The organism is Halomonas sp. NYA30 (genome assembly GCF_976980765.1).
Genome location: NZ_OZ334477.1, coordinates 1,153,577 through 1,176,507 on the forward strand (window position 1 = coordinate 1,153,577; position 22,931 = coordinate 1,176,507).

The window sequence follows — 22,931 nt, forward strand, 5'->3', positions numbered from 1 at the left end:
CTCGCTATAGATCGGCTAATTGCCACACATCATAAGCGACTTCTTCGTAGGGATGGGCAAGTTTCAAGGCCGCGATAGCACCATGGATGTGTGCGTCATCACAGACTAGTTCCACTTTGAACTCTTCGACTTTTTCTAAGCTGCCCACCGAGCCAATGTGCGGGTGGGCACCTTCGGTCGGGCGAAACTGCCCCGTGCCACGGGTTTGAAAACAGACACTCTCGTATGCCCCCATACGCCCAGCACCAGCTTCAAACACGGCTTGCTTAACGCTGTCGGCATCTTCCACGGGAACAAAAAAAGCCAATTTGTACATGCTAATCTCCTCTGCAATCCATTCAGCATCAAGCGCTGTACTACACGTATGTTAGCGGATAGACGACTACTGGTCGCGGGCTTAGCTTTGTATGATGATGTTTCAGTACCCATTAAGTGAGCCATTTTATGGATAAATTTGAGGTAAAGCTGGACCAGGCGGCCAGAGCCGCCTGGATGTCTTACGTGGGGGGAATGACCCAGGATGAGATCGCCAGCCAGTTGGGTGTTTCACGGCCAGGCGTGCAGCGCTTGTTAGCCTTGGCCCGCCAGGAGGGGTTGGTGAAAGTGCATATTGATCACCCGATCTCTAACTGCATGGCGCTAGGCAGCACGTTGCGTGATCACTTTGGATTGACCTACTGCGACGTGGTCCCTGCCGATAACCATGCCGCCGAAAGTGCTGCTTCTTACCTGGCCGTGGCAGCCGCCGAGCGGGTGGCGCAGTTGGTTGAACGCAGCGAGCCGTTGACGCTTTCATTAGGTACCGGGCGTTCGGTGCGGGCAGCGGTCGAGGCGCTCAGCCGCGTTGAGCGGCCTCAGCATCGCTTTGTGTCGCTGGTAGGGAATGTAGCCCGGGACGGCTCGGCTAACCGTTACGATGCGGTGATGGTGATGGCGGATAAAACCGGCGGTGAACGCTTTTTGCTCCCCGCACCAGTGGTGGCGGAAACGCTGGTTGAAAAAGAGGCGATGCTGACACAGCGGTTATTTAAAAAAATTGCCGATGTGGCGCGCGAGTCCGAGGCTGCTTTTATTGGCGTAGGGCGCATCGACCGCCAGGCCACGCTGTTTCAAGATCACTTTATTAGCGAAAGCGAACTAGATGAGTTGCTGGGTTTGGCAGCGGTAGGGGAGTTGCTTGGCTGGCCGCTGAATAGCGACGGCGAGGTGATCGACTGCTCGATTACCCGGCGGGTCACTAGTCTGCCCCTGGAGCGCTTTGGCAAGCACCATATGGTGGCGATAGCGGGAGGACGCGAAAAAGCCCCGGCGATTCATGCCGCGCTGCGTGGCAGTTGGTTGAAAGGGTTGGTGACCGACGAAGTGGCCGCTCGACAAATTGTCGACGCGCTATAGGAGGTGTCAAACCTAGGTGCGTGCACTGCAACATGCATCAAGGGTAATAAGTTAGCGTAAAGTCTAAGCCGATCGGCTTTGCTTTTTTTTGTCTTACGTACGATCATTTGTTCGGTTGATGATCAATAAGATCAAGGCGACAACAATGCCAATACAAGCCCATAGGAGTGCTTTATGCGACTCGCACGTCACTTGCCCGTCACCACGCTAGCGGCCGCCATTGCCATATCGAGCCATGCCCAGGCGCAAACCGAAATCACCGTGGCCACGGTTAATAACAACGATATGGTGATTATGCAGAGCCTCACTGAGGCGTTCGAAGAATCTCACCCCGACATCACCTTGGATTGGGTGGTGCTTGAGGAGAACGTTCTGCGTCAACGCATGACCACCGATATTGCCACCGGTGGCGGCCAATTTGACGTCATGACCATTGGTACTTACGAAGTGCCTATCTGGGCAGAGCGCGGCTGGCTGTCACCACTGGATAATCTACCCGAGGCCTACAACGAAGATGACCTGCTGGCCTCCGTGCGCGATGGCTTGAGTCTGGATGGCACACTTCACGCGCTGCCTTTTTATGCCGAAAGCTCAATGATGTACTACCGCCAAGACCTGTTTGATAAGGCGGGCATCGAAATGAGCGAGCAGCCCACCTGGGAAGAAGTACGCGAGTGGGCTGGCGAACTGCATGGCAGCGAAGAGGGCTTGGCCGGTATCTGTCTGCGTGGTAAGCCGGGCTGGGGCGAAAACATGGCCTTTGTTTCCACCCTGGTGAACACCTACGGCGGTCGCTGGTTTGATGAAGAGTGGAATCCGGAACTCAACTCTGAGGCATGGGTTAACGCTATCCAGTTTTATGTCGATCTGCTTAACGATTACGGCCCGCCAGGCGCAAGCTCAAACGGCTTTAACGAGAACCTGGCGCTGTTCTCACGCGGCAACTGTGCCATGTGGGTCGATGCCACCTCGGCCGCTGGCAAGCTGTATGACGGCAATGAATCCGATGTGGCGGACAGCCTAGGTTTTGCCCCAGCGCCTATCGCAGAAACACCCAAAGGCTCGCATTGGTTGTGGTCGTGGGCGTTAGCGATCCCGGCTTCTTCTGAAAACCAGGAAGCGGCACGCGAGTTTATTACCTGGGCCACCTCGCAAGAGTACATTGAGCTGGTCGGCGAAACCGAAGGCTGGACCAGCGTGCCCCCAGGCACCCGTGAATCCACCTACGCCAATGAGCAATATACCGAAGCAGCACCCTTTGCTGACTTCGTGCTGAAAGCAATTCAGGACGCCGACCCCACCGATTCCACCCTGGAACCCAATCCTTACGTGGGTGTTCAGTTCGTTGGCATTCCAGAGTTCCAGTCGATTGGCACCCAGGTTGGCCAGACCATTGCCGCGGCGCTAACCGGTGACACCACGGTGGAGCAGGCGCTAGATAGTGCTCAGCGCGCCACCGAACGCACCATGCAGCGTGCCGGTTATCTAGACTGATGTGATGACCGCAATGCCTGCCTTGATCACTAGGCAGGCATTGCCCCCACACTGTTTCTGCAGGTATTTCCATGAATAAAACACGTGCTTCTGGCCGGACGGTCGGCGGGCTACGGACGCTTTCGCTTCAAGCGCCTGCTGTAACGCTGTTATTGCTTTGGATGATTGTGCCACTGGGCATGACGCTATGGTTCTCTTTCCAGCGTTATAACCTGCTAATGCCCGGCATGACCGGCTTTGCCGGGTTGGAAAACTATGAATATCTTCTCACCGACCCTGCCCTATGGGCCGCTATGGGTAACACGTTGTTGCTGGTGGGGTGGGTGCTGGCGATTACCGTGGTGGGCGGCACCCTGCTGGCGGTGCTGTTTCAGCAGGAGTTTGCGGGACGCGGAATTGCTCGTGTGCTGGCGATCTCACCGTTTTTTGTCATGCCCACCGTGAGTGCCCTGGTGTGGAAAAACATGATGATGCATCCCTCTAACGGGGTGCTGGCGTGGCTGGCTGAATTCATTGGCCTGCCCGCTGTTGATTGGTTCTCCTCGCTGCCGCTGACCTCCATTGTGATCATCGTGGCCTGGCAGTGGCTGCCGTTTGCGTTGTTGATTCTGCTCACCGCGATGCAATCGCTGGATGAGGATCAAGTCGAAGCCGCCCGTATGGACGGGGCAGGGCCAATAGCGATTTTCTTCTTTATCACGTTGCCGCATCTAAAGCGGGCGATCAGTGTGGTGATCATGATTGAAATGATCTTCCTGCTGACCATCTTTGCCGAGATTTTCGTCACCACCTCCGGTGGGCCTGGCTTGGCGACCACCAACTTAGCTTATCTGATTTACATTCGTGCGCTGCTCGATTTTGACGTAGGCACTGCGTCCGCCGGTGGGGTGATCGCGATCATTCTCGCCAATATCGTGGCGATCTTCCTGGTCCGTATGGTGGCCAAAAACCTGGAAGATTAGACCGGCACTTGTGTCTTAGGAGTACTTCGATGACAACATTAAGTTCCAAAACGGCGGCGCCACGTTCGGTGTCAGGGTGGCGTTCCCCACAGGCTAAACGCGCCTTTCTGACGATCTTGGGTTGGTCGGTAGCGCTGGTGATTTTCTTTCCCATTTTCTGGATGATCCTCACCGGTTTTAAAACCGAATCAGCGGCTATTGCTGATCCTACGCTGATTTTTTCGCCCACTCTTGAGAGCTACCAAGAGGTGCAAGAGCGCTCGGGCTATGCACGCTTTGCGCTTAATAGCGTGGCGGTGGCGTTTGGTTCCACCTTCCTGGCGCTGCTGATTGCAATACCGTCTGCCTATGCCATGGCTTTCTTGCCCACCAAGCGCACCAAAGGCACGCTGCTGTGGATGCTCTCCACTAAAATGCTGCCCTCGGTGGGCGTGCTGGTGCCGATTTATCTGATCTTTCGCGATGTTGGCCTATTGGATACCCGAACGGGGCTGATCATCGTTTACACGTTAATGAACCTGCCGATTGTGGTGTGGATGCTTTACACCTTCTTCAAGGATATGCCCAAGGACATTCTTGAAGCGGGGCGTATGGATGGCGCTTCGACACTGCAGGAGGTGATGTTTTTACTGCTGCCGCTGACGCTGCCGGGCATCGCTTCAACGGGCCTGCTATCGGTGATTTTGAGTTGGAACGAGGCGTTCTGGAGTCTCAACCTGACTACCTCAAATGCCGCTCCGTTAACCGCTTACATCGCCTCATTCTCAAGCCCTGAGGGGCTGTTCTGGGCCAAACTATCTGCCGCTTCCACCATGGCGATTGCGCCTATTTTGATACTCGGTTGGATGACGCAAAAACAAATGGTACGTGGCCTGACCTTTGGCGCCGTCAAGTAAAGGATATTCCTCATGGCAACACTACAACTACACAATATTACCAAGCGTTTTGGCGACACCGAGGTGATCAAGGGCATCGACCTTGAGGTGAATGACCGCGAGTTTGTGGTCTTCGTTGGCCCTTCCGGCTGCGGTAAGTCCACCCTGATGCGCATGATCGCCGGGCTGGAAAGCGCTACCGACGGCGATATTTTGATCGACGGACAGCGAATTAATGACGTCGGTCCAGCGGACCGCGGCCTCGCCATGGTGTTTCAGAGCTACGCGCTTTACCCGCATATGACGGTGGAAGGCAATATGGGCTTCAGCATGCGCTTGGCGGGGGTTCCCAAAGAGGAGCGCCGCGCCAAGGTGCTGGAAGCGGCCAAGATTCTGCAGCTAGAGCCGCTGTTAGACCGCAAGCCCAAAGCGCTCTCCGGCGGTCAGCGCCAGCGCGTGGCGATTGGCCGGGCGATTGTGCGTAACCCCAGCATCTTCCTATTCGATGAACCGCTTTCCAACCTGGATGCCGCGCTGCGGGTACAAATGCGCATTGAGCTGGCGCGCCTGCACGATGAGCTGGACGCCACCATGATCTACGTGACCCACGACCAGATCGAAGCGATGACCATGGCGGATAAAATCGTCGTGCTCCACGACGGCGTGGTGGAGCAGGTGGGCTCGCCCATGGCGCTCTATCACCATCCGCGCAATCGCTTTGTGGCGGGCTTTATTGGCTCACCGAAAATGAATTTTCTGCCCGTAACGCTGACCGGTGTCACGTCTGAGGGAGTAGGCATTCGCCTGCCCGGCGGCGGTGAGCGCAGCATTCCGGCCGACGGCACCCACTTGGATGCTAATGCCACCCTTGAGTTGGGTGTTCGTCCTGAACACTTGGTGCTTGATGAACAGGGGCCTTTAAGCGGCGAGATCAAGGTGCTGGAGCGGCTAGGGGGCCAAACCTCGCTCTACGTTCAGATGAACGATGAACTCATTACCATCATGGCCGATGGCGATGTGGCCTACCGGGTCAACGATACGGTCCATTTCGGTTTCGCCCCCGAGCGCGCCCACTTGTTTGATGCTGACGGGCTGGCCTTGCCAAGCCTGGAGCAGCACCCGCTAGCAGGGCTGACCCGCCAAGATAACCGTGCCCCCGGCTCGCCTTCTGAGGAGCCTGCATGAGGACGCTCATCTTTGACTGCGATGGCGTGCTGGTCGACAGCGAAGCCATCGCGGAAGGCACGCTGGTGGCGTACCTCTCCCGGTGGCTGCCCGACCTGAATATTGACCAGGCGCTGGGCCAGGCCCTGGGGATGACTACGGCGGCTATTCTCGCGCATCTCGAAGCGTTAAGCGCCCACACACTGCCGCTTGATGCCACCGAACAGGTGGATACCGCCATTGAGGCGCGCTTGGCGCGGGAGCTGAAAGCGATAGAGGGGGCGGATAAGGCCGTTCGCGGCATCGCGTTGGAAAAAGCGGTAGTTTCCAACAGTCGGCGCAGCCGCGTACTGGCGTCATTGGCGAATACGCGGTTGGCAGAAGCCTTTGGCAACGTACCTATCTTTACTGCTGATCAGGTGGCCAATCCCAAGCCTGATCCCGCGCTTTACCAATTGGCCGCCTCCCAGTTAGGCCAAGTGCCCCGGGACTGCCTGGTGGTCGAAGACAGCGTTGCCGGGGTAACTGCCGCCCATGCTGCGGGCATGTGCGTGATCGGTTTTGTCGGCGCCAGCCACGTGGATGCTGAACAGTCGGCACGCCTTACCCAGGCCGGTGCCTGGCGAATTTTAGAGCACATGCACGGCTTGGCAGCGTTGGTGGACGAATGGCAGACCCACGGCGCCAGCTTGCCACATGCTAACGGCGTGCCTATTCATCGGAGATAGCTATGAAACTGATCGATAAAACCGCAGTGATTACCGGTGGCGCTCGCGGCATCGGCCTGGCCATTGCCCAGCGTTACCTTTCAGAAGGCGCGAGTGTCGTGGTGGCCGATATTGACCGTGGCGCCATCGACGATGCCGTAGCGACACTGCAGCAGCTGGGGCTCGCCGAGAAGGTGATGGGGGTGGCACTAAATGTCTGCGATCAGAGTTCGATTGATGCCATGGTAGAGGCGGTGATGCAGCGCTTCGGCGGTATCGATATTTTGGTCAATAACGCCGCGGTATTTGATATGGCGCCCGTGCTTGAGGTGACCGAGGCGAGCTTCGACAAGCAGTTTGCGGTTAATACCAAGGGCATGTTTTTTACCCTGCAAACGGTTGCCCGTTCCATGGTAGCCCGCGGTCAGGGCGGGAAAATTATTAATATAGCCTCCCAGGCGGGGCGTCGTGGTGAAGCTCTGGTGAGTGTTTACTGCGCCAGTAAGGCAGCCGTCATCAGCCTCACTCAATCCTGCGGGTTGGATCTGATCAAACACGGCATCAACGTCAACGGCATTGCTCCCGGTGTGGTGGATACGCCGATGTGGGAGGAGGTCGACGCACTCTTTGCCCGTTACGAGAACCGTCCGCTTGGCGAGAAGAAACGTCTGGTAGGCGAAGCGGTTCCATTTGGGCGCATGGGCCTGCCGGAAGATCATACCGGCGCAGCGGTTTTTCTGGCCAGCCAGGACAGCGATTACGTGGTCGCCCAAACGCTGAATGTCGATGGCGGCAATTGGATGAGCTGAGGTGGCCATGACGCCTGATCTTGATGCCTTAGCACAACAGATTATTCGCGCCGCTGACGGTGCATCACGCTACTTGGTAGCGCTGGCAGGGCCGCCGGGGGCGGGGAAATCCTATCGCAGCGCCCGGCTCTGCGATGCCATTAATCAGCGCTTGCCGGGCCAAGCCGGTCTGGTGCCCATGGACGGCTACCACTTCGATAACGCCGTGCTAGGCGAGCAGCAGGTGCCGCTTAAAGGCGCGCCTCACACCTTCGATGTGGAGGGGCTGCGCTGCGATCTCGAGCGCATCCGTCAGGCTATCCATCCGGTAGCGGTACCGGTCTTTGATCGCCCGCTGGATCTTGCTCGTGCAGGTGGGCGGCTGATCACGCTTGAACAGCGCATCGTGATCGTCGAAGGCAACTATCTGCTGCTGGATCGCTCTCCTTGGCGCGAACTGCGCCCGCTATTTGATTGGACGCTATTTCTAGATGTCGATGACGGCGTACTGGTTGAGCGGTTGATCCAGCGCTGGCTTGAGATGGGCCAGGACCGCGCCGGGGCGCTGGAGCGCACCCACCACAAAGACATGCTTAACGCTCAACTGGTTAAACGCTGCTGCTTACCACCCGACCAGCGCTGGCGATAAGGCACTGCTCGCGCAATCGTCGCGCCCTTATTCATTTTTATTTATCCCATCATGCCAAGGTGGCCTTGGCTGGAGAGCTCCCATGACCCAACTTAACAATCACAACCTGGGCAATCTAACCGCCGATGTTGCTGTGCCTCACTATGACCGCAAGGCGCTCACCCCCGGTATTGTGCATATCGGCGTAGGCGGCTTTCACCGTGCCCATCAGGCGATGTATCTGGATGCACTGATGAACCAGGGCGAAGCGCTGGATTGGGGGATTGTGGGCGTGGGCGTGATGCCCGGCGACAAACGCATGCAGCAGGCCTTGGCAGCACAGGACTATCTCTACACCCTGGTGGTCAAGCACCCTGACGGCCAGTACGAGCCGCGGGTCATTGGCAGTATGGTGAATTACCTGTTTGCACCGGAAGATACCGAGGCGGTGATTGAGCAGATGGCCGACCCGGCGATTCGTATCGTGTCGCTGACAGTGACCGAAGGCGGCTACAACTTTCATCCGGTGAGTGGCGAGTTCGATCTCGATAATCCTCAGGTACGCGCCGACCTTGCTAACCCCGCCCAGCCGACCACCAGCTTTGGACTTGTGGTGGAGGCGCTGGCCCGCCGCCGTGCACGCGGCATTGCACCCTTTACCGTTATGTCCTGCGATAATATTCAAGGTAACGGCGATGTCGCTAAACGTATGTTTGGCGCCTATGCCCAGGCGCGGGATGCCGAGTTAGGTGCCTGGCTGGAAGCCGAGGTGGCGTTTCCCAACGCCATGGTGGATCGCATTACCCCAGTGACATCACCTACCGATATTGATGAGCTTAATCAGCGCTTTGGCGTCGAGGACGCCTGGCCAGTGGTTTGCGAACCGTTTACGCAATGGGTGCTGGAGGACCACTTTCCCCTTGGCCGCCCGGCGTTTGAAAAGGTAGGCGTTCAAGTTGTTGAGGATGTCGAACCCTACGAGCTGATGAAGCTGCGCCTACTCAACGCCAGCCACCAGGCGCTGACCTACTTTGGTTATTTAGCGGGATACCGCTACGCCCATGAGGTATGCCAAGATCCGCTGTTTGTTGATTTTCTCTTGGGCTATATGCGCGAGGAGGGCACACCAACATTGGCGCCAGTGCCGGGGGTTGATCTTGAAGATTATCGCTTAACGCTGATTGCGCGTTTTGCCAACCCGCAAATCAAAGATACCCTGGCACGGCTCTGCGCCGAGAGCTCTGACCGGATTCCCAAATGGCTAGTGCCGGTGATTCGCCAGCAGTTGGCCCAGGGTGGCGAGATAGAGCGCAGTGCCGCCGTGGTGGCCAGCTGGGCGCGCTACGCTGAGGGGGTAGACGAGCAAGGCGAGCCGATTGAGATTGTTGATCGTTTGAAGGCACCGCTAATGGCCATTGCGGCCGAGAACCGCACTCGACCCACGGCCTTTATCGAAAACCGTGAACTGTTTGGTGACTTGATCGATAGCGCCCGCTTTGTTGAAGCCTATATAGCAACTCTAAGTTCACTGCACGAACGTGGCGCACGCGCTACGCTAGAGGGTCTGGCGTCATCCAAAGGAACAGTGTGATGTATATCGGGGTAGATTGCGGTACCCAAAGTACCAAGGTGGTGGTGGTCGACGTTGAACGAGGCATGATTCTGTCGGAAGCAAGCCGCCCCCATCGCTTGGAAGAGGGCGAAAATGGCCGCCGCGAGCAGGCACCGGCCGAGTGGTTGGCGGCCCTGAAAGGCGCATTCTTTACCGCCCTCGATAAAGCCGGGGTCTCGGCGAGTGAGGTGCGTGGTATCGGCGTTTCCGGCCAGCAGCACGGTATGGTGGCGCTCGATGCGGATGGTGCGCCGGTCTACCCCGCCAAGCTGTGGTGCGATACCGAAACCAGCGCGCAGAATGCCGAATTGGTTGCCCGCCTGGGCGGTGAAGCGGGCTGCCTGGAAAAACTGGGGTTAGTGCTGCAAACCGGCTATACCTCCTCAAAGGTTGCCTGGCTGCGTGAGCATCACCCAGATGCGTACCACCGCATCGAAAGCCTGCTGCTACCCCACGACTATCTTAATTTCTGGCTTACCGGCGAGCGGGTCACCGAAGCGGGCGATGCCTCGGGTACCGGCTACTTCGATACCCGCAAACGCTGCTGGCAGTTGCAGGTATTCGAGGAAATAGCTCCCGAGCTAGACCCAGCGCGGGTGCTGCCCCGTTTGCTGGAAGCCCATGAGCCGGTTGGCGTGGTGCGCCAGGTAGTGGCACGTGAGCTGGGACTTGGTAATCATGTCGTTGTTTCTTCCGGTGGCGGCGATAACATGCTGGGCGCCATTGGCACCGGCAATATTACCCCAGGGTTGATCACGCTGAGTTTAGGCACCTCCGGTACCGTTTGCGCTTATTCGGCTACGCCGATCGAGTGCGATAACGCCATGGTTGCCAACTTCTGCTCCAGCACCGGTGGCTGGCTGCCGTTGATCTGCACCATGAATGTCACCTCGGCGACCACGCGGGTACGGGAGCTGTTCGGCCTGGACCTAGCCGCGTTTGGCGAAAAAGTGGCCAGTGCGCCCATCGGTGCCGAAGGCGTTACCGTGCTGCCTTTTTTCAATGGTGAGCGGGTGCCGATGTTGCCCAACGCCTCCGCTGACTTTCTTGGCCTGACTAGTTTGAATACCACCCAGGCTAATTTATGCCGCGCCGTGGTGGAAGGCGCCACTTTCGGGCTACGCTATGGGCTGGAATTGCTGGGTGATTTAACCGCCGGGGCTAGCCAGATTCGTCTGATCGGCGGCGGCGCTAATAGCCCCGTATGGCGCCAGATGGTGGCGGACATTACCGGTACCCAGGTGATTTGCCCCGAGATTACCGACGCGGCCGCCCTGGGCGCCGCGATACAGGCGGCTTGGTGCGACCAGCGTGCAGAAGGCGTTACGTTGGAATCACTGTGTGAAAAGTTAGTCCACCTGGATGCCCAGTCACTGGCTGACCCCCATCCTGCCCGTGTGGCCGCGTACCAACCGATTTATGCACGTTATTGCGCAGCACTTGAACAACGCCATGGCGGCGCTTAAAAGCATATCAAGGAGATTTTATGACCAGCCAGCTACAACAGTTAAAGCAACATTCGCTTGTCGTCGCCGACACAGGTGATCTTGAGGCCATTCGTCGCTATCAGCCGCAAGATGCCACGACCAACCCCTCACTGTTGCTCAAGGCGTTTAGTTTGTCCGGCTATCAAGGGCTGATTGATGAAGAGTTAAGCACTGTAAAAGCCTCTGGCGGCAGCCGTGAAGAGCAAGTCAAACATGCCGTTGATCGCCTGGCGGTGGCCATGGGTAGTGAGATTTCGGCGGTTGTGCCGGGGCGTGTTTCCACCGAAGTGGCTGCTCGTTTGTCGTTTGATACCCAGGCCAGCATTGCCAAGGCCCATGAGTTAATCGAGCTTTACGATGCCCGTGGCGTCTCACGCGATCGAGTGCTGATCAAACTGGCGTCTACTTGGGAAGGTATTCGTGCCGCTGAGGTGCTCGAACGCGAGGGTATTCAGTGCAACCTGACGCTACTGTTCAGCGAAGCACAGGCCCAGGCATGTTTCGACGCTGGCGTTTTTCTAATCTCACCCTTCGTGGGCCGAGTGACCGATTGGTACAAAAAAGAGACCGGCAGTGAGTACACGCCAGAAAACGACCCGGGTGTTCAGTTTGTGCAGGGCGTGTGTGAGCGAGCCAACCAGGGTGGTTATGACACCGTGGTAATGGGTGCGAGCTTCCGCACCACCGGCCAAGTGCTAGCGCTGGCAGGTTGCCCACGGCTGACCATTTCGCCAGCGTTACTGGAAGAGCTAGAGGCGACGGAAGGCAGCGTTACTGCGCAAATCCGTGCCGGGGAAGGTGCAGGTAAACCCACTGCGCCGCTTAACGAAGCCGCTTTCCGCTGGGGGCATAACCAGGATGCCATGGCCAATGACAAGCTGGCTGAAGGTATCCGCCGCTTCCATGACGACCAGCTGGAACTTGAATCGTTGATCGATAAACGGCTAGGCTGAAATATACGTTAGCCCATGGTTTAAGTGCGTCGGGGTTAGGGTAAGCCCTGACGCTGGCGACGTGATATTCAGATATGGGGAGTGTGTCATGGATGCCACTCTGCGGCAGTTACTGGAGTCTATTAAGCTGACCCCGAGCGGTGATTTGCAGCCGCTAAGTGGCGGCGATATCGCTGCTGTTTATCGCCTGGAGACGCGCCAGGGGCCGGTGGTGATCAAGCATGACGACGCTGCTCGGTTGCGTGGTGAGGCAGAAGGCTTGCGTACCCTGCGCAATGCCTGTGCGAAGCTAGTGGTGCCGGGAGTGCTCGGATTGGCAGACGGCTGGCTGGTCATTGAGTCGTTAGACACGGTGCCTGGGCCGCAGATCGCAACTGCGCTTGGCGAAGGGCTGCGCAGCTTGCACGAAGTGATTGGCGATGCCCACGGCTGGCATCAGGATAATGCCTGTGGGCTCACTCCCCAGCCTAATGCGCCGCTTAGTGATGGGCGGGCTTTCCAGCGTGAACGCCGCCTGCTCCCCCTTAGCGAGGCGTGCTACCAGCAAGGGCTGCTGGATAGCCAGCTGCGCGAGCGCATCGAGCGCTTGGCCGAAGATCTAGAGCGCTGGCTGCCCGATGCACCACCCAGCCTGCTGCATGGTGATTGTTGGTCGGGGAATGTACTCACCACCCCGCAGGGGCCCGCTCTGATAGACCCCGCGATATATTGCCACTACCCGGAAGTGGATTTAGCGATGCTGACCTTGTTTGGCTCGCCCGGCGAGGCCTTTTTTGACGCCTACTGGAACGGCGACGCCCCGACCGACTGGCCGAGGCGTGAAGCGCTGTTTCAGCTTTACCCGCTGTTGAATCACCTGCTGCTGTTCGGTGCCGGTTACTGCTCGGCGGTTGAGCGCAGCGTGGCTAGGGTCGAGTCCTTCGCTTGAGTTACCAAGACTTATAGGGCAAAAACTTGCCGTTTAACGTTAGCAAAACCCGGTCGCCTTTGGGGTCTTCGATTTTGTCGACTTCCATGGTGAAGTCGATGGCGCTCATGATGCCGTCGCCGAACTTCTCCTGCACGACGTCCTTCAAGGTTTCCCCATAAACGCCGACCACTTCATACAGGCGGTAGATGAAGGGGTCCTGGGGAATTGCTTCGTCCCAGGCTTTGGTGGGAAACGCCACTAACGCTTCGGCGACGTCGCTTTCCACGCCCAGCGTATCGCATATTTGATGAGCCACATCGCTGCTGGCGCTATTCATGCCGTAGCAGGCGGAAGCGACCCAGACCGGCGACATGCCAACCGTTTTACCAATGTCGTCCCAGCTCATTTTTTTACGCGCTTTGGCGGCGAGCAGAGTATGACGCATTTCGAGCTTATCCATGATGGTTCTCCTTTAGAGTTAAGGGCGTTTGACGCCCTTTTTTGCCTAATAGGCTGCGATCAAGAAAAGACTTTTTTGGCCTGAGTGCGGACGTGGGTGGTGTAGAGAACCAAGCCAACCAGCGTCAAACCGCCTACCAAGTTGCCTAGTACGGTGGGGATTTCGTTCCACATAATGTATTGATACAGAGTGAAGTCAGCGCCCATCATCAGACCAATCGGGAACAGGAACATGTTGACAACGGAGTGCTCAAAACCGAGATAGAAGAAGACAATAATCGGCATCCACATGGCCATGATTTTGCCGGAAACCGTTGTAGAGATGGCAGCACCCACCACGCCCATGGACACCATCCAGTTGCAGAACATGCCTCTTAGGAAGAGCACGATCCAACCGGCAATGCCGGCATCCTGATAACCCACCGTTCGGCTTTCACCGACGGTCATCATCGTTTGGCCGACAGCGTTGATCTCTTCAGTGCCGCCCATGGTGAAGTTCAAGTAACCGAAGGTGGCGATAAATAGGGCACCCCCAAGATTGCCGAGCCCTACCAGCCCCCAGCACTTCAGCATTCGGGGTAGTGTGACGCCAGGCCGCTTGTCGAGCCATGCAAGAGGCACCAGTGTGAAAACACCAGTGAGCAGGTCATAGCCCATCAGGTAAAGCATCACAAAGCCGACCGGAAAGAGCAGCGCCCCTATCAAGAAGTTGCCTGTTTGTGTCGCTATGGTAATGGCGAAAATAACTGCCAACGCCAGGGTAGCTCCCGCCATAAAGGAGCGAATAAGTGTATCCCGGGTGCCCATATAGATTTTTGATTCACCCTGATCCACCAGCTTGGTGACAAATTCACTGGGCATTAGATAAGACATAAGCATGTCTCCTGTGTCATTTCGGTTAATTAACGCTTAACCCAAGAGTTTTAGAGTTTCCTGCTAGGAGCAATAAATAGGAGCAATAAAACCGATGGCTGCGCCTTCCTGGTGCAAAAGAGATTAAGCGTGTGGCGCTATCGCACTATCACTGTTTGTATTGCGATTTATGTGCCAACTCTTGATTGTGCTGATTAACCGTTTGTTTTTAATTGATTAATTTATTTTTTTGGCATTGGTTTTGAATCACTCGAATAGTTACGAAAAATCGTAAATAACGATATTTCGTTGTTTTATTAACGAAAAATCGTAACTGGCGTGGGAATTGAATGGTTCATTAGTGAAGATCACCTTGAATCCTGAGGTAGTAGCTAATGCTTATGCAGGAAACCAAGCACGCCACAGCCTCTGCACTCATGGGCGGCTACTCACCGCTTGCCATGATTGTGATCGACCCCTTTACCGATCAGCTATTGGCTGCCAATCCGGCTGCCTGTGAGCTGCTATGCATTGAACAGCTATGTACTGAGCAAACAGGTATTGAGCAAGGCATGCCTCTAGCGGCTCCCTTTAGCCACCGTTTGAGTGCGTCACTGCCGCTATGGGTGAGCTTTACGGATGAGGCGCTGGTGCAAAAAACCGCCTGGTCGGATGATTTGGTGATACTCGATATGCTGCGCCAGCCCTACCGGGTAGAGGTTTATGCCCAGTGCATTGAAGACTCTGAACAGCTTCTGTTAACGCTGATTGATCGTAATAAAGCCGAGCAGCGACGTGCCAAGGCAGAGCTTGGTCGCCAGCACCGCCAGGGTGAAGTGGGCTGGCAGCGTGTCGAGCAGGTCTTCGAGCGCATTGAGAAGCAGAACCAGCTGATTCTCGGCGCGGCAGGCGAGGGCATTTATGGCCTGGATGCCGAGGGTAAAACCACCTTTGTTAATCCCGCCGCGGAGCGCATTTTAGGCTGGAGTACCGAGGACATGGTGGGCCACGACGCGCATCTGATGTTCCATCACACCCACGCCGATGGCAGCCAATTTCCGGTGCAGCAGTGCCCTATTCATGCTTCGTTTAGCGACGGCCAGGTGCATCACGTTGATAACGAAGTGTTCTGGCATAAAAATGGTGAAGCGATTCCTGTTGAGTACACCAGCACGCCGATTTTCGAAATGGGCCGTTTAGTCGGCGCCGTAGTGCTGTTTCGCGATATTCGCGCGCGCAAGCGTGCCGAACAGCAACTACGCGATGCTCTGGCTGAGGTGGAGTCCCTCAAGCAGCGTCTTGAGCTGGAGAATGAGTATCTTCAAGAAGAGATAAAAGCAGAGCTGAACCACCGCGATATCGTCGGCAATAGCCCGGCGGTAGCACAACTGATTAAACAGATAGAAATGGTCGCGCCCACCAGTGCCAACGTGCTGATTAGTGGTGAGTCGGGCACCGGTAAGGAGCTGATCGCGCGAGCCATTCACGCGGGCAGCACGCGCAGTGACCGGCCGCTCATCCGCGTCAACTGTGCAGCCATCCCCCGCGATCTCTTTGAGAGTGAGTTTTTCGGCCATGTAAAAGGGGCCTTTACCGGTGCGGTGCAGGACCGCCCAGGGCGTTTTGAACTCGCCCACGGCGGCACGCTTTTTTTGGATGAAGTCGGTGAAATTCCTCTGGAACTACAGAGTAAGCTGCTGCGTGTATTGCAGGACCAGCAGTTTGAAAGGGTGGGTGACAACCGCACACGGGAGGTCGATGTGCGGGTCATTGCAGCGACCAACCGTGAACTGCGTGACATGATCGACGCAGGCCACTTTCGGGAAGACCTCTACTTCCGCCTTAACGTCTTTCCCATTGATTCGGTGCCACTACGTAAGCGGATTGAGGATGTGCCGCTACTAGCGCGTCATTTTTTGCACCGTGCCTGTCTTAAATTCAATAAGCCCGGCGTGCGTATTCCTCCCGCCCAATTAGAAATTCTCCAGCGTTACCCCTGGCCCGGCAACATTCGTGAGCTGGAAAACGTCATTGAGCGACAGGTGATCGTCACCCAGGACCGGCGCCTGGTATTTGATGACCTGCTGCTGAGTGAACCGCCACGTTCGTTAAGCCGCAATAACTCGGTGCACTCGGTGGCTCATTCTAGTGGGCAACAAAGTGAAGCACCGCTGCTAACCGAACATGCGCTTAGCCAGCGCCAGCAAGAAAGCACCATTGCCGCTCTATCCAAGGCGGGCGGCAAAGTGTCTGGGGCGGGCGGCGCTGCGGAGCTACTGGGGATCAAGCCAACCACGTTAGCGTCACGGCTAACAAAGTGGGGCATTGATCCAAGGGAATTTCGTAAAAGAAAGCCGCATCTATCGTCAAAGTCTCATGCTTTGGACTAAGGTAAGCTGGATGCGACTTGACAATAGGTCGTACACACAATTTTAGATTGTTCAAGGCTAGCATACATACATGAATGTAACTATAATGCTCATCTTTCTGAGTGGCTTAATGCGCTGAGTGAGTTTGTAAGCTTAGATTCTTTGTAAGCTGAGAGACTTCGTAAGATGAGAAGCTTAGTTCGTTCGCCATCCTGACGCTGATACTTAGAGGCAACCCCATGCGACTGGCACACTGGGCAGTCAATGCCCCTTTACGACCCTTACTGTTAGCGGTATTCACAGCTTCTTTTGTGTTGCCTGCTCAAGCTGCTGACCTCCTCACGATTACCCGTGATGCGTTAGACAATAATGCGGCATTAGCATCGGCACGTTCCGAATATTTAGGCGTTGAAGCTGGCCGAGATGTGGCACGCAGTGGGTTGCTCCCCCAAGTTAACGCAACCGGTAATGTTGCCCACAACCAGCAGTACGAAAGTCAGACATCGTCGCGAGTGGGCACTGGTGCAGGAGGGGTTAACGGAGATTTTAGTAGCGCAAGCGATGACCGCTACAACACCGTATCGCTCTCTTTAGAAGCCACTCAAGCGCTCTACGATGAAGTAACGCGTCGGGAGGTCACTCAAACCGAACGCCAAATTGACCAGCAGGTGTATCTGCTTGCGGCCACCGAACAGCAACTGCTGATCGACACTGCCAGCGCTTATTTCGATATTCTGCGCGCTCACGAAATCCTAGAGGCCCGTCTTGCTCAAGAGCGGGCGATTGGGCGCCAGCTCGAACAAGCGGGCGAGCAGTTTGAGGTCGGCTTGATTGCGATTACAGAAGTCGAGGAAGCGCGCGCGACCTTCGACCAATCACGAGCTGATCGCATTGCCGCAGAAAGTAACCTTCAAGTGGCTTTCGAGGCATTGGAGCAGCTGACCGGCCAACGCTATGCCAGCATTGAAGCACTTGGCGACAGCATGCCCGTTGGCCTTCCCGAACCCAGCAGCCGCGACTACTGGGTGGAACAGGCTCTTGAGCTCAACCCGCAGGTATTGGCTCAACAGGCCGGTATCGAAGTAGCGCGCACCGGTGTGGAAATCGCCCGTGCAGGCGGCCTGCCGACACTTCAAGCGTTTGGTAATTATCAATACGGCGACAGTGATATCGATAACACCGCCGGTGAATACTCCTCGAGCCAGGTGGGCTTGAGCGCTAACCTGCCCATTTACACCGGTGGCCGCACCAGCGCAAGCATCCGCCAAGGGACCTATCAACTGGAAAGTAGCCAGTACGATTTCGAGTCCCAGCGTCGCTCCTCCATCCAGCAGGTTCGCTCGCTGTACACCCAGGTGAGCAACGATGTGGAAACCGTCGAGGCGCGCCAGCAGGCCATCGTCTCCAATCGCAGCGCTTTAGAAGCCACCCGTGCAGGGTATGAGGTGGGCACCCGTAACATCGTGGACGTGTTGAACGCGGAGCAAAACCTCTACAACGCGATCGCCAACTACGCCGAAGCGCGTTATGACTATGTGGTGAATTTGCTTTCGCTGCGCCAGCAGGCCGGGCGTTTGGACGTCGAAGCCATCGAGGAAGTCAACGCGTGGTTAACCGGTGATGAGGTGAACTTTATCTTACCCGAGAATGGCGGCGACGATCGTTATGAGAGCGCGCTTGACATCGGAGCGCCACCACAGCCCCAGCCGGGCATGTAATTAACGCCGATTGGAAATGACACAGGTGCAGCAAGTGCTACTAGTCGACTCTTAAAAAGATACATGGGAACTTAACGTATGAAGAAGATGATTCACTCACGCCGAGCGAGTCTGGTGACGCTGGTAGCCGCGCTGGCACTCGCGGCGTGTGGTCAAGAACAGGCCGAAGCGCCTCAGCCGGGCTCCGAGCAAGAACCCCCGCCCCATAAGGTCGAAGTGACTGAAATGGCACGTCAGGATATACCGCTGGATAAATCGTACCCCTCCTTGCTGCGCAGTGATGATGAAGTCACCTTGGTGGCGCGTGTGAATGGCTTTCTGGAAGAGCGCCACTTCGAGCCCGGCCAAATGGTCGAAGAGGGCGATCGCCTCTATACCATCGAACCGGATCTTTACCAAGCAACCGTTAACCAGCGTGAAGCTGACCTGCAAAGCGCACGGGCTGAGCTTTCCCGCGCCCAGCGTGATGCGCAACGTTTCGAGCAACTACTCAGCCAAAACTCGGTGAGCCGCCAGCAGTACGACCAAGCGCTGGCTGACCAGCGCGTCGCCCAGGCAAGCGTAGCGCAGGCAGAGGCGGCATTAACTAGCGCTAACCTGGACTTGGGGTATTCACAAGTTACTGCACCTGTCTCTGGAATGATCGGTTTAAGCCAAATTAATGTGGAAAATTTGGTCACTTCCGGTACCGAGCTGGCCACGATTACACCACTAGATCCGTTAGAGGTGCGTTTTCAACTGCCTCAGCGCGATGCCTTTGAGCTGCGTCGCCAACTGAGCAATGGCACTGAACCATCGGATATTCGTGCTCGTTTGAGCATACCTGGTGTCAGCGGAGGTGGCGATTCTGAGCTAGAAGGGTACTTAGACTTTCTGGGCTCTAGCGTTGATCGAGACACCAGCACCGTGCAAGCCGCTGCGACGTTTGAAAACCCTGACGCTACCGTACTGCCGGGCCAATTTGTGCGCGTACGTCTTGACGGCTTGAAGCGTTTTGACGTAATGGCGGTGCCAGAGATAGCGGTGACGCAAGGCCTAATGGGCCCCCAGGTGTTTGTCCTGGATGAAGAGAATAAGGCTCGTGAGAAAACTATCTCACTGGGTGAGATAGCGGGGCCGTGGCAGATCATTCGTGACGGCCTGGAGCCGGGTGACCGGGTAATTGTCGGTGATCCAGCCGGTTTAGAGCCAGGCATGACGATTGATCCACAGTCGTTTGATGGCAACGCGGAGGCTGTTAACGAAGGTGTCGAGCAAGAAGAGGCGGAAGAACAGGCCGAGGCGGCTCAAGCAATGGAAGAGGGGGCTGCCGATGGCCAGCCCGCTGAAGGAGAAGAGGGTGCACCATAATGAACTTCTCTAATTTTTTCATCAGCCGCCCGATATTTGCCACAGTGTTGGCGATTATCGTGACGCTAGTGGGCGTGATGTCGATGCGCATTCTGCCTATTGAGCAGTATCCCAGCGTAGTGCCGCCCACCGTGTCGGTTCAGGCGACGTTCCCTGGAGCGGATGCGGAAACCGTCGCACAAACGGTGGCGGCACCGCTTGCGGAGGCCATTAATGGCGTTGAGGACATGTTGTACATGACCTCTAACAGTGCTGATAACGGCACCATGAGCCTCAGCGTGGCATTTGATATCGGCACCGATGGCGATATTAATACCATCAACGTCAACAACCGCGTTCAAGGGGCGCTTTCGCAGTTGCCTGAAGCTGTACAGTCCCAAGGCGTGACTGTGGAGCTGCGCTCAGACTCTATTTTGATGTTGGTGGCATTGACCTCACCTAGTGGGGACTACAACAACATCTATATGCAGAACTACGCCACGCTAAACGTGCTTGATGAACTGCGTCAAGTGCCTGGGGTGGGTAATGCCGAAGTGTTGGGTGGTGGTGAGTTCGCCATGCGTATCTGGATGGACCCGGATAAATTGGCGCAGTACGATCTAACGCCTAGCGAAGTGGCGAGTGCGATTAGAGCGCAGAACACTGAGATTCCGGCTGGTAGCTTGGCATCAACGCCGCAAAGTGAACCGCGTGCCTATACCTATACGATTACGGCGGGTGGTCGACTGAATAACGTCGATGATTTCCGCAATATTTACCTGCGCACCAACAGCGATGGTTCCTCACTACGTTTGGAAGACGTAGCGCGCATTGAGCTGGGGGCATCCTTTTACGGGGTTGATGCACGTTTGAACGGCTCTACCATGACGCCGATCATCATTAATCAGCAGCCTGGGGCCAATGCGCTAGCAACCGCAGATGCTGTGCGGTCTACCATGGACGAGCTGGAAGGGCGCTTTCCGCCTGGGTTGGAGTATGTCGCGCCTTATGACACCACGCTCTTCATTGATGCCTCAGTTGAAACCGTACTTAAAACCTTTGTGGAAGCTTTCCTGATCGTTATTGTCATTCTGTTTATTTTTCTGCAGAACTGGCGCTTTACGGTGATTGCCATGTCGGTCGTGCCCGTCGCGGTGGTGGGGACATTTGCTGGCTTCTACCTGTTCGGTTTTTCGATCAATCTGCTGACGCTGTTTGCGCTGGTATTATCGATAGGCATAGTGGTCGATGATGCCATCCTGGTGGTGGAGAACGTTGAGCGGGTGTTGAGTGAAGAGGAGGATATCAGCGTAACGGATGCCACTATCCGCGCAATGAAAGAAGTCGGCGGACCCGTTATCGCCACCTCACTCATCATGGCGGCAGTGTTTGTACCTGTTGCCTTCTTGGGCGGTTTCACCGGCCAGATTTATCAGCAATTTGCGATTACAGTGGCAATCTCTGTGGCGCTCTCGGCGGTCATGGCATTGACCTTCACGCCCGCGCTGTCAGCGATCTTCATCAAGCACAAGATCGCCGGTGCCGGGCAGTCCAAGTTCAAACGAGCCCTGCATACGCCGCTGCGCCTGTTTGACCGTATGTTTGCGGGGATTACCGCCGCTTACATGTTGGTGGTAAAAGGCTTGGTGCGTTTTTGGGTATTGGCGTTGGCGCTCACGGTGCTGACCGGGGTGGGGTCGTACTGGCTCTACGCCAATACGCCCTCGACCCTGGTACCCGAGACCGACCAGGGGATCGTGCTGGTCAGCGTATCGCTTCCCGATGCGGCGTCCCTTGATCGTACTCAGCGCTATATGGAGAAACTTAGTGCCGAGATTGAAAAAATCCCTGGCGTTGAATACTCCTCAGCGGTGGCAGGTTACGACATTCTTTCCAGCGCTGTTAACACCGCGCGTGGGATTATGTTCGTCAATATGCACCCCTGGGCTGAGCGAGATCTGACGGCCAGCGAACTCGTAGGTCAAATTATGGGGCTGGGCGCCAGTATCGACGGCGGTTCGGCAATGGCCTTTAATGTGCCGCCCATTATGGGGCTTTCGACGACAGGCGGCTTTACCGGCTACTTGCAGTCCTTTGATGGCGCAACCACACGTGAGCTGTACGAGGCTTCGCTGCAAATTATGCAGAAGGCTAATCAGCATCCTGCCTTGAACCAAGTATTTTCAACCTTCAACGTTAACGTGCCGTCTTACCGCGCGAACATTGATCAGCAGAAAGCATTAAGTTACGGCGTGGCGCTGGAGAACATTACGTCGACGCTTGCTAATACCTTTGGTAACGGCTTTGTGAACTACTTCAGCTACCAAAACCGTAACTTCCAGGTCTATCTGCAAAACGAAGATGAGTTCCGCAAAACGCCCGAGGATCTCAGCAGTGTTTATGTGCGCGGCGGTAATGGTGAGCGCATCCCGCTGTCGGAGTTTGTCGAGCTTGAGCGTCAAACGGGAGCAGCCGTGGTATCGCGTTTCGGCGTGTATGCTGGTGCCCAGTTCCAGGGTGGTCCTGCCACCGGCTATAGCTCTGTTCAGGCGATTGAGGCGATGGAGGAAATCGTTCAAGAGACACTAGGCGCTAATTGGGGTATGGGCTGGACCGGGACGGCTTACCAGGAAGCAAACCAGGGCAATGCGGCAACGTTGGCTATCGTCTTCGGGTTGTTAATGGTCTTCTTGATTCTGGCTGCTCAGTATGAAAGTTGGTCGTTACCGCTGGCGGTATTGACCGCGACACCCTTTGCTTTCCTGGGTGCTATCGGCGGGATTGCATTGCGCGGCTTGGACACCAGCGTGTATGTGCAGATCGGTATGTTGGTGGTCATTGGCCTTGCGGCGAAGAACGCTATTCTGATTGTTGAATTCGCCGAACTGCAGCGCAAAGAGCAGGGTAAAACCATCCGTGAGGCGGCGATTTCGTCGGCTGAGCTGCGTTTCCGCCCGATTGTGATGACGTCGTTAGCATTTATCTTCGGTACCTTGCCGCTGGCGTTAGCCACTGGTGCCAGCGATGTGAGCAGCCACCATATCGGTACCACGGTCGCTGTGGGCATGCTTGCCGTTGCTACTCTGGGTAGCCTGTTTATCCCCACTTTCTACGCCATGATTGCGACAGCCTCTGATTGGTTGGGTCGCAAAATGAAGGGGAAAAAGCATGCTTCCAATCAGCCAGCGCTGGAGCATGACCACTAAGTTTTAGCCCCTAGCGGATAAAC

The 22,931-nt window shown here is 56.2% G+C and carries 19 protein-coding genes; 16 read left to right on the forward strand and 3 right to left on the reverse strand.

Annotation, left to right across the window (positions count from 1 at the left end; translation table 11 throughout):
- Positions 1-4: 4 nt before the first annotated feature.
- Positions 5-316 (reverse strand): YqfO family protein, encoded by a 312-nt coding sequence (locus tag ACWI0H_RS05320; protein ID WP_336273207.1) that lies wholly within the window; start codon positions 314-316, stop codon positions 5-7.
- A gap of 128 nt (positions 317-444) precedes the next feature.
- Between ACWI0H_RS05320 and ACWI0H_RS05325 the strand changes: the two genes are divergently transcribed.
- The 12 genes from ACWI0H_RS05325 to ACWI0H_RS05380 all read left to right on the forward strand — a co-directional run bounded on the left by ACWI0H_RS05325 (position 445) and on the right by ACWI0H_RS05380 (position 12,993).
- Positions 445-1,395, forward strand: coding sequence for a sugar-binding transcriptional regulator (locus ACWI0H_RS05325; RefSeq protein ID WP_008958200.1), 951 nt, complete (start codon positions 445-447; stop codon positions 1,393-1,395).
- Between the two features lie 174 nt (positions 1,396-1,569).
- Positions 1,570-2,889, forward strand: a complete 1,320-nt coding sequence (locus ACWI0H_RS05330) for an ABC transporter substrate-binding protein (RefSeq protein ID WP_336273209.1) — start codon at positions 1,570-1,572, stop codon at positions 2,887-2,889.
- Between the two features lie 71 nt (positions 2,890-2,960).
- Complete coding sequence (locus ACWI0H_RS05335; protein WP_336273210.1) at positions 2,961-3,851, forward strand: carbohydrate ABC transporter permease; 891 nt, start codon at positions 2,961-2,963, stop codon at positions 3,849-3,851.
- Between the two features lie 29 nt (positions 3,852-3,880).
- On the forward strand, positions 3,881-4,747 hold the full coding sequence (locus tag ACWI0H_RS05340) for a carbohydrate ABC transporter permease (protein WP_176303764.1): 867 nt from the start codon (positions 3,881-3,883) through the stop codon (positions 4,745-4,747).
- Between the two features lie 12 nt (positions 4,748-4,759).
- Positions 4,760-5,911, forward strand: coding sequence for an ABC transporter ATP-binding protein (locus ACWI0H_RS05345; RefSeq protein ID WP_485875279.1), 1,152 nt, complete (start codon positions 4,760-4,762; stop codon positions 5,909-5,911).
- The gene (locus tag ACWI0H_RS05350; protein WP_485875281.1) at positions 5,908-6,618 is read left to right on the forward strand and encodes an HAD family hydrolase; all 711 of its coding nucleotides are present in this window, start codon (positions 5,908-5,910) and stop codon (positions 6,616-6,618) included. Before ACWI0H_RS05345 ends, ACWI0H_RS05350 begins: the two co-directional genes overlap by 4 nt.
- Positions 6,619-6,620: 2 nt before the next feature.
- Positions 6,621-7,406 (forward strand): L-iditol 2-dehydrogenase, encoded by a 786-nt coding sequence (locus ACWI0H_RS05355; RefSeq protein ID WP_485875282.1) that lies wholly within the window; start codon positions 6,621-6,623, stop codon positions 7,404-7,406.
- A gap of 7 nt (positions 7,407-7,413) precedes the next feature.
- Positions 7,414-8,034 (forward strand): nucleoside/nucleotide kinase family protein, encoded by a 621-nt coding sequence (locus tag ACWI0H_RS05360; protein ID WP_485875283.1) that lies wholly within the window; start codon positions 7,414-7,416, stop codon positions 8,032-8,034.
- An 82-nt stretch (positions 8,035-8,116) separates the two neighbouring features.
- On the forward strand, positions 8,117-9,604 hold the full coding sequence (locus ACWI0H_RS05365; protein ID WP_485875285.1) for a mannitol dehydrogenase family protein: 1,488 nt from the start codon (positions 8,117-8,119) through the stop codon (positions 9,602-9,604).
- Positions 9,604-11,091, forward strand: coding sequence for a xylulokinase (gene xylB, locus ACWI0H_RS05370; RefSeq protein ID WP_485875287.1), 1,488 nt, complete (start codon positions 9,604-9,606; stop codon positions 11,089-11,091). The genes ACWI0H_RS05365 and xylB overlap by 1 nt, the downstream gene beginning before the upstream one ends.
- A gap of 20 nt (positions 11,092-11,111) precedes the next feature.
- Positions 11,112-12,065 (forward strand): transaldolase, encoded by a 954-nt coding sequence (gene tal / locus ACWI0H_RS05375; RefSeq protein WP_485875289.1) that lies wholly within the window; start codon positions 11,112-11,114, stop codon positions 12,063-12,065.
- A gap of 88 nt (positions 12,066-12,153) precedes the next feature.
- Entirely contained in the window at positions 12,154-12,993 is an 840-nt protein-coding gene (locus ACWI0H_RS05380) for a fructosamine kinase family protein (RefSeq protein WP_485875291.1), read from the forward strand.
- A 1-nt stretch (position 12,994) separates the two neighbouring features.
- Here the strand turns inward: ACWI0H_RS05380 and cynS are convergent, their stop codons facing one another.
- Together cynS and ACWI0H_RS05390 are read right to left on the reverse strand one after the other, a co-directional pair.
- Positions 12,995-13,435: a cyanase gene (gene cynS / locus ACWI0H_RS05385; protein WP_176303755.1), complete on the reverse strand. Its 441-nt coding sequence runs from the start codon at positions 13,433-13,435 to the stop codon at positions 12,995-12,997.
- A gap of 59 nt (positions 13,436-13,494) precedes the next feature.
- Positions 13,495-14,307, reverse strand: a complete 813-nt coding sequence (locus ACWI0H_RS05390) for a formate/nitrite transporter family protein (RefSeq protein WP_008958187.1) — start codon at positions 14,305-14,307, stop codon at positions 13,495-13,497.
- A gap of 374 nt (positions 14,308-14,681) precedes the next feature.
- Between ACWI0H_RS05390 and ACWI0H_RS05395 the strand changes: the two genes are divergently transcribed.
- The 4 genes from ACWI0H_RS05395 (at position 14,682) to ACWI0H_RS05410 (ending at position 22,908) form a co-directional block, all read left to right on the forward strand.
- Positions 14,682-16,676 carry a sigma-54 interaction domain-containing protein gene (locus ACWI0H_RS05395; RefSeq protein ID WP_485875294.1) on the forward strand — a complete coding sequence of 665 codons (1,995 nt, stop codon included), beginning with the start codon at positions 14,682-14,684 and terminating at the stop codon, positions 16,674-16,676.
- 218 nt (positions 16,677-16,894) lie between these two features.
- Positions 16,895-18,373 carry a TolC family outer membrane protein gene (locus ACWI0H_RS05400; protein ID WP_485875296.1) on the forward strand — a complete coding sequence of 493 codons (1,479 nt, stop codon included), beginning with the start codon at positions 16,895-16,897 and terminating at the stop codon, positions 18,371-18,373.
- A 78-nt stretch (positions 18,374-18,451) separates the two neighbouring features.
- Positions 18,452-19,723 (forward strand): efflux RND transporter periplasmic adaptor subunit, encoded by a 1,272-nt coding sequence (locus ACWI0H_RS05405; protein ID WP_101146049.1) that lies wholly within the window; start codon positions 18,452-18,454, stop codon positions 19,721-19,723.
- Positions 19,723-22,908: an efflux RND transporter permease subunit gene (locus ACWI0H_RS05410; protein WP_485875298.1), complete on the forward strand. Its 3,186-nt coding sequence runs from the start codon at positions 19,723-19,725 to the stop codon at positions 22,906-22,908. The genes ACWI0H_RS05405 and ACWI0H_RS05410 overlap by 1 nt, the downstream gene beginning before the upstream one ends.
- The last annotated feature ends 23 nt before the right edge of the window (positions 22,909-22,931 follow it).

What these genes read in the sequence shown, in the direction of transcription:
- cynS (WP_176303755.1), bottom strand. Translation starts at nt 13,435, where the DNA reads ATGGATAAGCTCGAAATGCGTCATACTCTGCTCGCCGCCAAAGCGCGT.
- ACWI0H_RS05365 (WP_485875285.1), top strand. Translation starts at nt 8,117, where the DNA reads ATGACCCAACTTAACAATCACAACCTGGGCAATCTAACCGCCGATGTT.
- ACWI0H_RS05405 (WP_101146049.1), top strand. Translation starts at nt 18,452, where the DNA reads ATGAAGAAGATGATTCACTCACGCCGAGCGAGTCTGGTGACGCTGGTA.
- ACWI0H_RS05330 (WP_336273209.1), top strand. Translation starts at nt 1,570, where the DNA reads ATGCGACTCGCACGTCACTTGCCCGTCACCACGCTAGCGGCCGCCATT.
- xylB (WP_485875287.1), top strand. Translation starts at nt 9,604, where the DNA reads ATGTATATCGGGGTAGATTGCGGTACCCAAAGTACCAAGGTGGTGGTG.
- ACWI0H_RS05360 (WP_485875283.1), top strand. Translation starts at nt 7,414, where the DNA reads ATGACGCCTGATCTTGATGCCTTAGCACAACAGATTATTCGCGCCGCT.
- ACWI0H_RS05355 (WP_485875282.1), top strand. Translation starts at nt 6,621, where the DNA reads ATGAAACTGATCGATAAAACCGCAGTGATTACCGGTGGCGCTCGCGGC.
- tal (WP_485875289.1), top strand. Translation starts at nt 11,112, where the DNA reads ATGACCAGCCAGCTACAACAGTTAAAGCAACATTCGCTTGTCGTCGCC.
- ACWI0H_RS05335 (WP_336273210.1), top strand. Translation starts at nt 2,961, where the DNA reads ATGAATAAAACACGTGCTTCTGGCCGGACGGTCGGCGGGCTACGGACG.
- ACWI0H_RS05395 (WP_485875294.1), top strand. Translation starts at nt 14,682, where the DNA reads ATGCTTATGCAGGAAACCAAGCACGCCACAGCCTCTGCACTCATGGGC.
- ACWI0H_RS05410 (WP_485875298.1), top strand. Translation starts at nt 19,723, where the DNA reads ATGAACTTCTCTAATTTTTTCATCAGCCGCCCGATATTTGCCACAGTG.
- ACWI0H_RS05345 (WP_485875279.1), top strand. Translation starts at nt 4,760, where the DNA reads ATGGCAACACTACAACTACACAATATTACCAAGCGTTTTGGCGACACC.
- ACWI0H_RS05400 (WP_485875296.1), top strand. Translation starts at nt 16,895, where the DNA reads ATGCGACTGGCACACTGGGCAGTCAATGCCCCTTTACGACCCTTACTG.
- ACWI0H_RS05320 (WP_336273207.1), bottom strand. Translation starts at nt 316, where the DNA reads ATGTACAAATTGGCTTTTTTTGTTCCCGTGGAAGATGCCGACAGCGTT.
- ACWI0H_RS05350 (WP_485875281.1), top strand. Translation starts at nt 5,908, where the DNA reads ATGAGGACGCTCATCTTTGACTGCGATGGCGTGCTGGTCGACAGCGAA.
- ACWI0H_RS05390 (WP_008958187.1), bottom strand. Translation starts at nt 14,307, where the DNA reads ATGTCTTATCTAATGCCCAGTGAATTTGTCACCAAGCTGGTGGATCAG.
- ACWI0H_RS05380 (WP_485875291.1), top strand. Translation starts at nt 12,154, where the DNA reads ATGGATGCCACTCTGCGGCAGTTACTGGAGTCTATTAAGCTGACCCCG.
- ACWI0H_RS05340 (WP_176303764.1), top strand. Translation starts at nt 3,881, where the DNA reads ATGACAACATTAAGTTCCAAAACGGCGGCGCCACGTTCGGTGTCAGGG.
- ACWI0H_RS05325 (WP_008958200.1), top strand. Translation starts at nt 445, where the DNA reads ATGGATAAATTTGAGGTAAAGCTGGACCAGGCGGCCAGAGCCGCCTGG.